This window comes from Pseudomonas sp. R5-89-07 (genome assembly GCF_003851685.1).
GTDB lineage: Bacteria > Pseudomonadota > Gammaproteobacteria > Pseudomonadales > Pseudomonadaceae > Aquipseudomonas.
Genome location: NZ_CP027727.1, coordinates 3,903,695 through 3,917,792 on the forward strand (window position 1 = coordinate 3,903,695; position 14,098 = coordinate 3,917,792).

Annotated in this window: 11 protein-coding genes and 3 tRNA genes; 1 reads left to right on the forward strand and 13 read right to left on the reverse strand. The window is 62.2% G+C overall.

What is annotated here, in order from left to right:
* Positions 1-161: 161 nt before the first annotated feature.
* Complete coding sequence (locus C4J94_RS17820) at positions 162-1,445, forward strand: FAD-binding oxidoreductase (RefSeq protein ID WP_124387376.1); 1,284 nt, start codon at positions 162-164, stop codon at positions 1,443-1,445.
* A gap of 157 nt (positions 1,446-1,602) precedes the next feature.
* Here C4J94_RS17820 and C4J94_RS17825 read toward each other — a convergent pair.
* The 13 genes from C4J94_RS17825 to C4J94_RS17885 all read right to left on the reverse strand — a co-directional run bounded on the left by C4J94_RS17825 (position 1,603) and on the right by C4J94_RS17885 (position 13,972).
* Positions 1,603-1,679: transfer RNA gene (locus C4J94_RS17825), tRNA-Asp, on the reverse strand.
* A 105-nt stretch (positions 1,680-1,784) separates the two neighbouring features.
* Positions 1,785-1,861 (reverse strand) — tRNA-Asp (locus C4J94_RS17830).
* A 56-nt stretch (positions 1,862-1,917) separates the two neighbouring features.
* Positions 1,918-1,993: transfer RNA gene (locus C4J94_RS17835), tRNA-Val, on the reverse strand.
* A gap of 169 nt (positions 1,994-2,162) precedes the next feature.
* A complete protein-coding gene (locus tag C4J94_RS17840) occupies positions 2,163-2,927 on the reverse strand; it encodes an SDR family oxidoreductase (RefSeq protein ID WP_124387377.1) in 765 nt (254 codons plus the stop codon).
* An 11-nt stretch (positions 2,928-2,938) separates the two neighbouring features.
* The gene (locus C4J94_RS17845; RefSeq protein WP_124387378.1) at positions 2,939-4,150 is read right to left on the reverse strand and encodes an O-succinylhomoserine sulfhydrylase; all 1,212 of its coding nucleotides are present in this window, start codon (positions 4,148-4,150) and stop codon (positions 2,939-2,941) included.
* A gap of 66 nt (positions 4,151-4,216) precedes the next feature.
* Positions 4,217-5,722, reverse strand: coding sequence for an amidophosphoribosyltransferase (gene purF / locus C4J94_RS17850; RefSeq protein WP_124387379.1), 1,506 nt, complete (start codon positions 5,720-5,722; stop codon positions 4,217-4,219).
* Between the two features lie 40 nt (positions 5,723-5,762).
* Positions 5,763-6,320 carry a CvpA family protein gene (locus C4J94_RS17855; RefSeq protein ID WP_003192538.1) on the reverse strand — a complete coding sequence of 186 codons (558 nt, stop codon included), beginning with the start codon at positions 6,318-6,320 and terminating at the stop codon, positions 5,763-5,765.
* Positions 6,321-6,567: 247 nt separating this feature from the next.
* Positions 6,568-7,227 (reverse strand): SPOR domain-containing protein, encoded by a 660-nt coding sequence (locus tag C4J94_RS17860; protein WP_124387380.1) that lies wholly within the window; start codon positions 7,225-7,227, stop codon positions 6,568-6,570.
* Complete coding sequence (folC, locus tag C4J94_RS17865) at positions 7,211-8,518, reverse strand: bifunctional tetrahydrofolate synthase/dihydrofolate synthase (protein WP_124387381.1); 1,308 nt, start codon at positions 8,516-8,518, stop codon at positions 7,211-7,213. The genes C4J94_RS17860 and folC overlap by 17 nt, the downstream gene beginning before the upstream one ends.
* Positions 8,515-9,435: an acetyl-CoA carboxylase, carboxyltransferase subunit beta gene (gene accD / locus C4J94_RS17870; RefSeq protein WP_124387382.1), complete on the reverse strand. Its 921-nt coding sequence runs from the start codon at positions 9,433-9,435 to the stop codon at positions 8,515-8,517. Before accD ends, folC begins: the two co-directional genes overlap by 4 nt.
* A gap of 245 nt (positions 9,436-9,680) precedes the next feature.
* Entirely contained in the window at positions 9,681-10,313 is a 633-nt protein-coding gene (locus C4J94_RS17875; protein WP_124387383.1) for a phosphoribosylanthranilate isomerase, read from the reverse strand.
* Positions 10,314-10,377: 64 nt separating this feature from the next.
* Positions 10,378-11,202 (reverse strand): tRNA pseudouridine(38-40) synthase TruA, encoded by an 825-nt coding sequence (gene truA / locus C4J94_RS17880; RefSeq protein WP_124389010.1) that lies wholly within the window; start codon positions 11,200-11,202, stop codon positions 10,378-10,380.
* Positions 11,203-11,416: 214 nt separating this feature from the next.
* Positions 11,417-13,972: a FimV/HubP family polar landmark protein gene (locus C4J94_RS17885; protein ID WP_124387384.1), complete on the reverse strand. Its 2,556-nt coding sequence runs from the start codon at positions 13,970-13,972 to the stop codon at positions 11,417-11,419.
* Between the last annotated feature and the right edge of the window lie 126 nt (positions 13,973-14,098).

The window sequence follows — 14,098 nt, forward strand, 5'->3', positions numbered from 1 at the left end:
ATTCCGTAGGGGTGTCAACATCTTTTTTGCAGCTAACCCTATGAATATGCGAATTTTTTATTCGCCCGCAGCGTACCCGTGATTTGCGGGTGGCTGGCGGCCGTTTTTCAACTCAGGTAGGATCGCCGCACTCGTAAAAAATATAAAACAGAGGTTCCAGGATGGCGAACACCCCCTACCCCCAGTCCTATTACGCCGCGTCCGCGAACGCGGTTCCGCCGCGTCCGGTGCTGCAAGGTGAGATCGAAACCGATGTCTGTGTGATCGGCGCCGGCTATACCGGCCTTTCCAGCGCGCTGTTTTTGCTGGAGAACGGTTTTCGCGTGACGGTCCTGGAAGCCGCCAAGGTGGGTTTTGGTGCGTCTGGCCGCAATGGCGGGCAGATCGTCAATAGCTACAGCCGCGACATCGACGTCATCGAACGCAGCGTCGGGCCCAAGCAGGCGCAGTTGCTGGGCGAGATGGCCTTCGAGGGCGGCAGGATCATCCGGGAGCGTGTGGCTAAATATCAGATCCAGTGCGACTTGAAGGACGGCGGTGTGTTCGCCGCCCTCAACAGCAAGCACATGGGCCACTTGGAATCGCAGAAGCGCCTTTGGGAGCGTTACGGCCATACGCAACTGGAACTGCTGGACGAGCGCCGTATCCGCGAAGTAGTGGCCTGTGACAACTACGTCGGCGGCCTGCTGGATATGAGCGGCGGGCATATCCATCCGCTTAACCTGGCACTGGGCGAGGCGGCAGCCGTCGAGTCCCTGGGCGGCACGATCTATGAGCAATCGGCAGCGGTGCGTATTGAACGTGGCGCCAATCCGGTGGTACATACCGCCGAGGGCAAGGTCAGGGCCAAATTCATTATCGTCGCGGGCAATGCCTACCTGGGCAACCTGGTGCCGGAGCTGGCGGCGAAATCGATGCCGTGCGGCACCCAAGTCATCACCACCGCGCCATTGGGCGACGAGTTGGCCAAGACACTTCTGCCGCAGGACTACTGTGTCGAAGACTGTAACTACCTGCTCGATTATTACCGCCTTACCAGCGACAAGCGCCTGATCTTCGGCGGCGGCGTGGTGTATGGCGCGCGGGACCCGGCGAATATCGAAGCGATCATTCGGCCGAAGATGCTCAAGGCGTTCCCACAGCTCAAGGACGTAAAGATCGACTACGCCTGGACCGGCAATTTCCTGCTGACCTTGTCGCGCTTGCCACAGGTCGGCCGTCTTGGCGACAACATCTACTACTCCCAGGGCTGCAGCGGCCATGGCGTGACGTACACCCACCTGGCGGGTAAGGTCCTGGCCGAAGCCCTGAGAGGGCAGGCTGAACGCTTTGACGCGTTTGCCGACCTGCCCCACTACCCGTTCCCAGGCGGGCAGCTGCTGCGCACGCCTTTCGCCGCCATGGGCGCGTGGTATTACGGGCTGCGGGATAAGCTGGGCTTTTGACGCACAACGGGAGTCGGTTCACCGGCTCCCTGGTTGGATAGCCAAATCGCAGATACAAAAAACCCCGGTCTTTCGACCAGGGTCTTTGCTATCGAATCAAAGTCAGCCAATGGCTTTCTTTGTGCTTCAAGGCGTTCAGTGGGCCTTGAGGCTGATATGGCGCAGCGGACGGGACTCGAACCCGCGACCCCCGGCGTGACAGGCCGGTATTCTAACCGACTGAACTACCGCTGCGTATCGCTTGGCTGACTGAGCGTAAACCCTCAATCACCTTTAAACATCTGACTGATCAGCTTTCGCTGTTCAATCTCAAATCCGACGAATCGAACCTGGAAAATATGGCGCAGCGGACGGGACTCGAACCCGCGACCCCCGGCGTGACAGGCCGGTATTCTAACCGACTGAACTACCGCTGCGCGTCGGTGCAACCTTTAACGTTGCGTCTTGCCACAAGGGCAAAACTCTCAAGAAGTGGTGGGTGATGACGGGATCGAACCGCCGACCCTCTGCTTGTAAGGCAGATGCTCTCCCAGCTGAGCTAATCACCCTTTGCTTCGTTGAGGCCGCGAAATTTACGCAGGTAGCGGACCTAAGTCAATAGCAGGATTGAGTTTTTTTCAAAAACAGCGGTAAGTAGCAAGCTTCAAGCCGCAAGTTCAAAGCCACCGAAAATCTGCTTTCACTTGCAGCTTGCAGGTTGCGACTTGAATCTGCACCTCAGTGCTCGTAGACCATCTTCTTGCTCATGCCGCCGTCCACCACGAACTCCTGGCCCGTGACAAACCCGGCCTGGCGCGACAGCAACCACGCCACCATGGCCGCTACGTCCTCCACCGTCCCCACCCGGCCCGCCGGATGCTGGGCATGATCGGCATCGGTGAGCGGTTCGGCACGCCTCGCAGCAGGATCACGCGCATCGATCCAGCCAGGGCTGACCGCATTCACCCGCACTTCCGGGCCCAGGCTCATCGCCAACGCATGGGTCAGTGCCAGCAGGCCGCCCTTGCTCGCCGCGTAGGCCTCGGTGTCCGGCTCCGATTGGCGGGCCCGGGTCGAGGCCAGGTTGACGATAGCGCCACCATGGGCGCGCAGGTACGGCGCACAGTGCTTGGCCAGCAGCATCGGCCCACTGAGGTTTACCGCCAGCACGCGGTTCCAGTACGCCAGGTCGAGGCTTTCCAGGGTGATATTGCGCGGGTCGGCCACCGCCGCGTTGCATACCAACGCGTCCAGGCGCCCAAACTGCCCCAGCACCTCAGCGACACCTTGGGCCACCTGCTTCTCGTCGGCCACGTCCATGGTGATAAACCAGGCATTCTCGCCCAGCACCTTGGACACCACGGAGCCGCGCTCGCGATCCAGATCGGTCAACACTACCTGCCAACCTTCGCTGATCAGCCACGCGGCGATCCCAAGGCCAATGCCCCGCGCCGCGCCGGTCACCAGCGCAACGCGCCCGTTAGTGGCCGCTGCGGCTTCCATGGACCACTCGATCACAAGGCCGCCAGCCCGCGGGCCAGGTCGGCTTGCAAGTCCGTCACATCTTCCAGACCGACCGCGACGCGAATCAGGCTGTCACGGATGCCGGCGGCTTCACGCTCCTGCGGCGCCAGGCGCCCATGGGAGGTGGTGCTCGGGTGCGTGATGGTGGTCTTGCTGTCACCCAGGTTGGCGGTGATCGAGATCAGGCGCGTGGCATCGATAAAGCGCCAGGCGCCCTCTTTCCCGCCCTTCACTTCAAAACTCACCACCGCGCCGAACCCGCGCTGCTGGCGCTGGGCCAATGCGTGCTGGGGATGGCTCTTGAGGCCGGCGTAATGCACTTTCTCGATCCCGTCCTGCTGCTCCAGCCACTCGGCCAGCGCCTGGGCGTTGGCGCAGTGGGCTTTCATGCGCAGGCCGAGGGTTTCCAGGCCCTTGAGGAAGATCCAGGCGTTGAACGGGCTCAGGGTCGGGCCGGCGGTGCGCAAGAAGCCCACCACTTCCTTCATCTGCTCGCTGCGCCCGGCAACAACACCGCCCATGCACCGGCCCTGGCCGTCGATGAACTTGGTGGCCGAGTGCACCACGATGTCCGCGCCCAACTTGAGCGGCTGTTGCAGGGCCGGGGTGCAGAAGCAGTTATCGACGACCAGCATCGCGCCCTTGGCATGCGCCACTTCGGCCAGCGCGGCGATATCCACCAGTTCAGCCAGCGGGTTGGACGGCGACTCAACGAACAGCAGCTTGGTATTGGCCTTGATCGCCGCCTCCCAACCGGACAAATCCGCCAGGGGCACGTAGTCCACTTCAATACCGAAGCGCTTGAAGTACTTTTCGAACAGGCTGATGGTCGAACCGAACACGCTGCGCGATACCAGCACGTGGTCGCCAGCGCTGCACAAGCTCATCACCACTGCCAGGATCGCGGCCATGCCGGTCGCCGTGGCGACCGCCTGCTCAGCCCCCTCCAGGGCGGCGATACGCTCTTCGAACGCACGCACGGTCGGGTTGGTATAGCGCGAGTAGACGTTGCCCGGCACCTCACCGGCAAAGCGCGCTGCCGCATCGGCAGCCGTGCGGAACACATAACTGGAGGTGAAGAACATCGGGTCACCGTGCTCCCCTTCCGGGGTACGGTGCTGGCCGGCGCGCACAGCCAGGGTATCGAAAGCTACGCCATCGAGGTCGCTGTCCAAACGACCGGCATCCCATTCCTGACTCATGCTGCGACTCCTTACTCGAATTCTTTATTTAAGATACAAAACCGGCCCCTCAGGGCCGGTGTTTACTCAGTTGTTGTACAGATCGATGATCGCGCTGACCGCCTGGGTCTTGATCTTCGACGAGTCGTTGCGCGCCTGCTCGATCTTGTTCAGGTAGGCCTCATCAACGTCCCCGGTCACGTACTTGCCATCAAACACGGCGCAATCGAACTCGTCGATCTTGATCTTGCCGCCGCCGACCGCTTCGATCAAGTCCGGCAAGTCCTGGTAGATCAACCAGTCGGCACCGATCAGGTCGGCCACGTCCTGGGTAGAACGATTGTGGGCGATCAGTTCGTGGGCGCTTGGCATGTCGATACCATACACGTTCGGGTAGCGCACGGCAGGCGCAGCGGAACAGAAGTACACGTTCTTCGCACCGGCTTCACGGGCCATCTGGATGATCTGCTTGCACGTGGTGCCACGTACGATGGAGTCATCCACCAGCATCACGTTCTTGCCACGGAATTCCAGCTCGATGGCGTTGAGCTTCTGGCGCACCGACTTCTTGCGTGCAGCCTGGCCGGGCATGATGAAGGTACGGCCGATATAGCGGTTCTTGACGAAGCCTTCGCGGAACTTGACGCCCAGATGGTTGGCCAGCTCCAGCGCAGCGGTACGGCTGGTGTCCGGAATAGGGATGACCACGTCGATGTCGTGCTCGGGACGCTCGCGCAGGATCTTCTCGGCAAGCTTCTCACCCATGCGCAGGCGTGCCTTGTACACCGAAACGCCGTCGATGATCGAATCCGGACGCGCCAGGTAGACGTGTTCGAAGATGCAGGGCGTGAGTTTCGGCGCAACGGCGCACTGGCGGGTGTGCAGCTTGCCGTCTTCGGTGATGTAGACCGCTTCGCCCGGTGCCAGGTCGCGAATCAGGGTGAAACCCAGCACATCCAGGGACACGCTTTCGGAGGCGATCATGTACTCGACGCCTTCGTCGGTGTGACGCTGGCCGAACACGATCGGGCGGATGCCGTGGGGGTCGCGGAAACCGACGATGCCGTAACCGGTGATCATCGCCACGACCGCGTAGCCACCCACGCAACGGTTATGCACGTCGATCACGGCGGCAAACACGTCTTCTTCGGTCGGCTGCAGCTTGCCGCGCTGGGCCAGCTCATGGGCGAACACGTTGAGCAGCACTTCCGAATCGGAACTGGTGTTGACGTGGCGCAGGTCGGATTCGTAAATCTCCTTGGCCAGCTGTTCAACGTTGGTCAGGTTGCCGTTGTGCGCCAAAGTAATGCCGTAAGGCGAGTTGACGTAGAACGGCTGAGCTTCGGCCGATGTGGAGCTACCGGCGGTCGGGTAGCGCACATGGCCAATGCCCATGTGCCCGACCAGGCGCTGCATGTGACGCTGGTGGAACACGTCACGCACCAGGCCATTGTCCTTGCGCAGGAATAACCGGCCGTCGTGGCTGGTCACAATACCGGCAGCGTCCTGGCCGCGGTGCTGGAGGACGGTTAGCGCGTCATACAGCGCCTGATTCACGTTCGACTTACCGACGATACCGACGATGCCACACATGCGACGCAACCCCTACTTAATGGATCTTGACTGAACACTCTTACTGAGGCGTTTTGGCCGGCAAGAGGTGTTCCTTGAACGGAAGATCAGCGGGTACGCTGATTCCGCTGGCCAGCCACTGACTGCTCCACCCCAATATGAGGTTCTTGGACCAGTCTGCAACCAATAGAAATTTTGGCACGAGTACCGACTCCTGCCACCACGAATCCTGCTGTACCGGCCCCAGGCTCAACAGCCCGACCGCCACGACCACCAGCAACGCGCCACGCGCGGCGCCGAAGGCCATGCCGAGAAATCGATCGGTCCCGGACAGGCCGGTGACACGTATCAACTCGCCGATAAGATAATTGACCATTGCCCCCACCAGCAGCGTGGCGATGAACATGATGGCGCAGCCCGCGATGACGCGAGCCGAAGGTGTCTCTATGTAACCGGCCAGGTAGACCGACAGTGAACCACCGAACATCCAGGCTACGACTCCTGCGATGATCCAGGTCAGCAACGACAGTGCTTCTTTTACGAAGCCGCGGCTCAGACTGATCAAAGCGGAGATGGCGACGATTGCAACGATCGCCCAATCAACCCAGGTAAATGGCACAGTGCAGCCTACGTACGGATAAGGCGGCGCATTTTAGCAGAGCGCCGGGCTATCGGTAAGCAGTGATTGCGGGTGCTCTGCAAATCAATAGATGGGGCGGTGTGAACGCTATTTCAAGACCGCTGAAAACCAATGTGGGAGGGGGCTTGCCCCCGATGGCGGTGTGACAGTCAACAGATGTAATTGGCTGACCCACCGCTATCGGGGGCAAGCCCCCTCCCACATTTAGACCGGTTGCCAGCTTGAGTCAGCCGCGCTCAGGCTGGAAACGGGTAACGAACCCCTTGAGGTTCTGCTGGCGGTCCAGCAAGTCCCGCAGGCGGTCGGCTTCGGCGCGCTCGATCAGCGGCCCGATAAACACTCGGTTCTTGCCATCGGCACTGCGGATGTAAGCGTTGTAGCCCTGGGCACGCAGTTTTTTCTGCAGGGCGTCGGCGCCTTCGCGGTTGCCCAGGCTGGCCACTTGAATCGACCAACTGATCGGCAAGCCATTCGGGTCGATGCGGCTCTGACCTACGTCCGGCTTGCCTGGCGCGGCAGGCTGTGGCGCCACCGGCTTAGGCGCAGGCGCTGGCGCCACTGGCTTGGCGGCAACAGCCGGCGCGGGGGTCGGCTTGACCACCGGCACGCTTGGCTGCACCGGCATGGACGGTTCCTGTTGCGCAGCGACCTCCTCATCGGTCGGCACAGGCTCTTCTTCAGGCAGAGCCTGGGGCTCAGGCACCACCACCGGCTCAACCTGAACCTGGGGAACCACCGGTGCCTGCGGCGCAGCGGGCGCTTCAACCACCACCTGACGCTGCTCGTCCTGACGGGAAAACAGCATCGGCAGGAAAATCACCGCCAATGCCACCAACACCAGGGCTCCCACCATTCGCTGCTTGTATGCGCTATCCAGTAATGCCATGTGCAGCTTCCTCCGTGGAGCGCCGGGCCAGCCATTCGAGCGCCTCGGCAACACAATAAAATGATCCGAACAACAGAATCTCGTCCTCGGCCTTCGCCACCGCACACTGCGCCTCAAGGGCCGCGGTAACGCTTGTATACGACGTCACCGGCGCACCAAGGTTCTGCAAGGCAGTTTCCAGCTCAGCCGCAGGACGGCTACGCGGCGTGTCCAGCGGTGCAACCGCCCAGGACTGCACGCTGCCCAGCAGCGGCGCAACCACGCCGTCCAGATCCTTGTCGGCCAGCAAGCCGAACACCGCCAGGCGGCGACCAGACAGCGGCGTTCGCGCCAAGCGCTGCGCCAGGTATTGAGCGGCATGCGGGTTATGACCGACATCCAGCAGCAGGTTGAGACGCTTGCCCTGCCACTCGACAGCACGCCGATCCAGGCGCCCCACTACCCGCGTTGCCAACAGGGTTGCGGCGATTTGCACGGCATCCCACGGCAGATCCAGCAACAGATAGGCTTGCAGCGCGAGCGCGGCATTTTCCATCGGCAAGTTCAGCAGCGGCAAATCGCGCAACGCTACTGGTTGGCCGCGAGCATCACGCCCGGACCACTGCCAATATTGGTCGCCAATCTCGAGGTTGAATTCGCGCCCGCGCAGGAAGAACGGGCAATCCAGCTCGCGCACCTTGTCCAGCAAGGGTTGCGGCGGGTCGAGGTCACCGCACAGGGCAGGCTTGCCCTGGCGGAAGATGCCGGCCTTTTCGTAAGCCACGGATTCGCGGGTGTTGCCCAGGTAATCGGCATGGTCGACACCGATGCTGGTGACCAATGCCAGGTCGGCATCCACCACGTTGACCGTGTCCAGGCGCCCGCCCAGGCCCACTTCCAACACAACGACATCAAGTTGCGCACGCTCGAACAGCCACAACGCTGCCAGCGTGCCCATCTCGAAATAGGTCAGGGAAGTCTCGCCACGCCCTGCATCGAGGGCAGCGAAGGCTTCGCAGAGCTGCGCGTCGGTGGCTTCGACGCCATTGAGCTGCACCCGCTCGTTGTAGCGCAGCAGGTGTGGCGAGCTGTACAGACCGACGTTGAGCCCCTGGGCTTGCAGCAGCGCCGCGACAAAGGCACAGGTGGAGCCCTTGCCGTTGGTGCCGGTAACCGTGATCACACGCGGTGCCGGCCGCCCCAACCCAAGGCGGGCCGCTACCTGCTGCGAGCGCTCCAGGCCCATGTCGATGGCGGACGGATGCAACTGCTCAAGGTAGGCGAGCCATTCGCCCAGGGTACGTTGGGTCATAGGTTTGCTGGCACCGGCGGCACGACGATCGGTTCGACTTTAGGCGCGACGTAGACTGGCGTCGGCAGGCCCATCATTTGCGCCAGCAGGTTACCCAGGCGTGGACGCAGCTCACCGCGCGGGATGATCAGGTCGATGGCGCCGTGCTCCAGCAGGAACTCGCTGCGCTGGAAACCTTCCGGCAGTTTTTCACGCACGGTCTGCTCGATGACGCGCGGACCGGCAAAGCCGATCAGCGCTTTTGGCTCGCCGACGATCACGTCGCCCAGCATCGCCAGGCTGGCGGAAACGCCGCCGTAGACCGGGTCGGTCAGCACCGAGATGAACGGAACGCCTTCTTCGCGCAGACGCGCCAATACCGCCGAGGTCTTGGCCATTTGCATCAGGGAAATCAGCGCTTCCTGCATCCGCGCGCCACCCGAGGCGGCGAAGCAGATCATTGGGCAGCGGTTTTCCAGGGCGTAGTTGGCGGCGCGCACAAAACGCTCGCCGACGATAGCACCCATGGAGCCGCCCATGAAGGAGAACTCGAACGCCGAAACCACCACCGGCATGCCCAGCAGCTTGCCGCTGACGGAGACCAGCGCGTCTTTTTCGCCGGTCTGCTTCTGCGCGCCGACCAGACGGTCCTTGTACTTCTTGCTGTCGCGGAACTTGAGACGGTCGACCGGCTCCAGGTCAGCGCCCAGCTCGTTACGGCCGTCGGCGTCGAGGAAGATGTCGATACGGGCGCGTGCGCCAATACGCATGTGGTGGTTGCACTTGGGGCAAACGTCCAGGGTCTTTTCCAGCTCCGGGCGGTACAGCACCGCGTCGCAGGATGGGCACTTGTGCCACAGACCTTCAGGAACCGAGCTTTTCTTCACCTCGGAACGCATGATCGAAGGGATCAGTTTGTCTACTAACCAGTTGCTCATGCTTTCTTTCTCCAGTACCGGTGGCTTGAACACAGCCCCGCGTATGCCCTTGAGCTAAATTCATATGTGGCGATGACGCCGGGGGGACGGGGTCAGACGTTCGACCAGCCATTTCCCACCTGCATCCTCAGCCTTCCAGACAACCTGCCAGCGCAGGGTTGCCACTTCATTTCCGGGCCTCCCGCAGGCGGCGCCGGTGCTGTTTTACACAGTGGTAGTTATGGACGGCGGCAGACTGCCAGCCGTCACATCGCACCGCTGCTGTTGCGCACGGCCTGCACGAATGCGCGAATCTTGTCGTGATCCTTGATGCCCCTGCCCTGCTCCACCCCGCCGCTGACATCCACGGCATATGGCCGGACCTGCTCGATGGCCGCGCCGACATTCAACGGGGTGAGCCCACCGGCCAGGATAACCGGCTTGCTCAGGCCCTGCGGAATCAGCGACCAGTCGAACGCCTCTCCCGTGCCGCCGGGAACGCCTTCGACGTAGGTGTCCAGCAGAATCCCGCGGGCGCCAGCGTAGGCGGCACAGGCTGCGGCGATATCGTCTCCGGCCTTGACGCGCAGCGCCTTGATATAGGGGCGCTGATAGCTTTCGCACTCGTCCGGGGTTTCGTCGCCATGAAACTGCAGCATGTCCAGCGGCACGGCATCCAGGGTTTCATTGAGTTCGCAACGGCTGGCGTTGACGAACAAGCCCACGGTGGTCACGAACGGCGGCAGCGCGGCGATGATCGCCCGTGCCTCCAACACATTCACCGCCCGCGGGCTCCTGGCATAAAACACCAGGCCAATGGCATCCGCCCCCGCCTCGACCGCCGCCAACGCGTCTGCGATGCGGGTAATCCCGCAAATCTTGCTGCGAACGGCTGACATATCGTAGAAACCTCAGGGATTGAACCGAGAAAGCCCCGGATGGTAACAAAAGCTTTTACAGGCGTCAGCCGCCAAGTTCACTGAAACCGGTGAGGAAGTGTGGCCCGATAAAACGCTCCGGCAACTCGAACTCGTCGCGGTACTCGACATCCACCAGATACAGGCCGAACGGATGCGCCGTGACCCCACCAGTACGGCGAATGCGGCTTTGCAGCACTTCCCTGGCCCATTCCACCGGACGTTCGCCGGTACCAATGGTCATCAGCACGCCCGCAATGTTGCGCACCATATGATGCAAGAACGCCCCGGCACGGATATCCAGCACAATCATCTTGCCATGACGGGTCACGCGCAGATGATGGACTTCCTTGATCGGCGACTTGGCCTGGCATTGGCCGGCACGGAATGCGCTGAAATCATGCACACCCACCAGATGCTGCGCGGCCTCGGCCATGCGCTCGGCATCCAGCGGGCGGTGGTTCCAGGTAATTTCCTGGTTAAGGTGCGCCGGGCGGATCTGGTCGTTGTAGATCACGTAGCGGTAGCGCCGGGCGATGGCCTTGAAGCGCGCATGAAAGTGCGCCGGCATGACCTTGGCCCAGGTGACGCTGACGTCATGGGGCAGATTGATATTGGCGCCCATCACCCACGCCTTCATCGAGCGTTCGGCCTGGGTGTCGAAATGCACCACTTGGCCGCAGGCATGCACGCCGGCGTCGGTACGCCCGGCACACATCAGCGACACTGGCGAGTCAGCGACTTTCGACAAAGCGTTTTCCAGGGTTTCCTGCACCGTCAGTACGCCGGAGGCCTGGCGCTGCCAGCCGCGGTAGCGCGAGCCTTTGTATTCCACGCCAAGGGCGATGCGGTAAAAGCCTGCGGCCGCCATTTCGGCAGCCGCGTTATCTATATTTGCCAAGAACTGAGAGCCTGATGAGTTGCGCAAAGGCGGGCATTATGCAGGTTTGCGGCAAAGCTGGCTTGCCTGAGATAACATCCGGCCGATTTTACTGGAAGACCACGCCGCCCGCATCACGGCCAAGCCCGCCCCCCCACAAAAGCAAACGGCGACCCGAAGGTCGCCGCATTGTTCATTGCCTGGCTTACGCCAATCGGCCGAGCATTTCCTTGGCCTCGCCGCGCTGAACCTCGCTGCCCTCGGTCAGCACTTCGGAAAGGATGTCTTTGGCGCCATCGGCATCCCCCATGTCGATATAGGCCTGGGCCAGATCGAGCTTGGTGGCGACTTCATCGGAGCCGGACAGGAAATCGAACTCGGGCTCATCATCACCCATCGCCGCGTCTTCAGCCGTGAAGGACGGCTCCATGGACGGATGCTCCAGGCTCTGGGACAGGCGGTCCAACTCAGCGTTGACGTCGTCCAGCTCCGAAGCGAAGGCATCTGGCTTGGCCGCCGATTCGGGCTCATCCGCCAGGGAGAGGTCAAAATCTTCCGGCAGATCGAAGTCATCCAGCGCTGCGGGGCTGAGGGTCGGCGGCTCGACGGCTTGCACGTCCTTCATCTGCCCTTCAAGTCCCGACAGGAAGTCATCATCGGACTGCGCGGACGCCGGTGCATCCAATTGCAGGTCCAGGTCAAAGTCAGAGAGGTCGTCCGCGCTGTTGTTGGCGGCGGTCTGCTGCTGAAGAAGCGTCTCGAATGTCTGCTGATCGTCCTTGACCTCAGCCGGCGATGCCGCCTCCAGGTCGTCCAGGCTCAGGTCGAAATCGGTATCGAAAGACTCTGGCGCTGGCTCTGGCGCGGCCGGCTTGTCTTCCAGCAAATCCTTGACGTACTGCGCGTCCAGGGCTGCGGCGGCGACTGCGGCACTCACGCCCGCCGCCAACACCGCCATGGCCGGGAAACGGCCTTTGAGTTGCTCGACCTGGGCGTGGTTTTCACCATTGGCCACCAGTTGACGCTCCTGGCTGACAAAACCGTTCTTGTCATTTTGCAAGCCATACACTTCCATCAGCTTCAAACGCAGGTCGCTGCGCTTGGGCTCCTGCTTGATGGCTTGCTCTAGCACGTCAGCCGCCTGGTTCAGGTGCCCACGGTCGATATGGGACTGGGCCTGTGCCAACGCGTCACTGGAACTCGGGGCCACGGCAGTCGCCAGCGGCGCCAGCACGGAGGCGACGGTCGGCGCTACGGGCTCAGCCACCGCAGCACGTGCAGGTGCGGGAGCAGGCGCGGCCGCCAGGGCGACGCTTGGCGGCGGCACTTCCAGGCCTTCGAAACTGTCGGACGGCAGGTCGCGTTCGATATTGGAAGTGAACTCCGGCTCTTCAGCCAGGGCACGCGCCATGCGCAGGTGTTTTTCCTCTTCACGACGGGCGTTACGATGGCGCGCCCACAGCAGCAGGAGCAGCAACGCCAGAATGACCGCCGCGCCACCGAGGACGCCGAGCACGACAGGGTTGGTCAAAAGCTCGTTGAATTTGCCTTCGTTGTTCGCAGGCGCGACAACCGGCTTGGCAGGCTCCGGAGCAGGCTCCGCCACCGCGGCCGGGGCTGCCGGAGTGGCGGCAGCTGGCGCCGGCTCACCGGCCAACTGGGCAGGCGTCGCCGCCGCTGCGGGCACCGCCGCATCACCTTTCTCGGCCTGCAGCCGGGCCAGCTGGTCATTCTTCAGTTGGATCAGCTTTTGCAGCTTGTCCAACTGGCTTTGCAAATCTGCCGCGCGGCTTTTGAGCTCTTCATTGTCGCGGCGTGTGGTGTCGAGCTGCTCCTGGGTCATTGCCAGCTTGTCGCCCAGCGCGCGACTATCACCCACCTTTCCCGCTGCACCTTTTTTGGCAGCCTCGGCCGAAACCAGGCTCAAGTTGTCCTTGGCGTTGGTGCTCGACGGCGCATTGCCCGTCTCGGTGCGCTTGGTCGCATCCAACTGGGCCTTGCCCGCCACTTGCTGGCCAGCGGTGCGGCGGCCCTGGCGCCAGGCGGCATTCTGCGCAGCCACTTCGGCGATCGCTTGCGGTTGCGCCAGTGCGGTGCTTTGCACGGTGTCCGGCAGGCGCAGGACCTGGCCGGTTTTCAGGCGGTTGATGTTGCCATCGACAAAGGCATCCGGGTTGAGCGCCTGAATGGCCAGCATCGTCTGTTGCACAGAGCCACCATTGCGGTTTTTCTCGGCAATTTCCCACAAAGTATCGCGAGCGGTGGTGGTATGTTGCGCAGACTTGCTGGCGACGGACGCAGTGCCGACCGGCGCACTCAAGCGCGGCGCTGGCGCGCTGGCGGTCGGTGCTGGCTGGTCGAACTTGGCAGGGTCGAGCAGCACGCTGTAGTCACGCATGAGTCGGCCATTGGGCCACTGCACTTGCAACAGGAAGCGCACATAGGAATCAGGCAGCGGTTTGCTGGAGGTGACACGCACCACGCTACGGCCATTGGGATTGACCACTGGCGTAAAGGTCAGCTCGTCGAGAAAGGCCTGGCGGTCGACACCGGCATCGACGAACGCCTGGGACGAGGCCAGGCTCGGGGTGATCTCGGAGGCCGTAAGGCCACCGACGTCGAGCAACTCGATTTCCACCGACAGCGGCTGGTTCAATGTCGACTTGAGGGTCATCTCCCCCAGTTGCAGCGCCTGCGCCATACCGGAGGACAGCGCCGAGGCGGCCGCTATTGCTAACACCAGTTTGCGAACTTGAACCATAGCCTCATCCTTTGTCTGAACACTCCCCGGCCTGCGAGAAGGTTGGTAACCGCTGCCATAAGAGGCATGGCGAGCCGATAGGTCACCGACGCGCTTCTGTTCCGCTTTGGGCCAAGCATAGCGCTT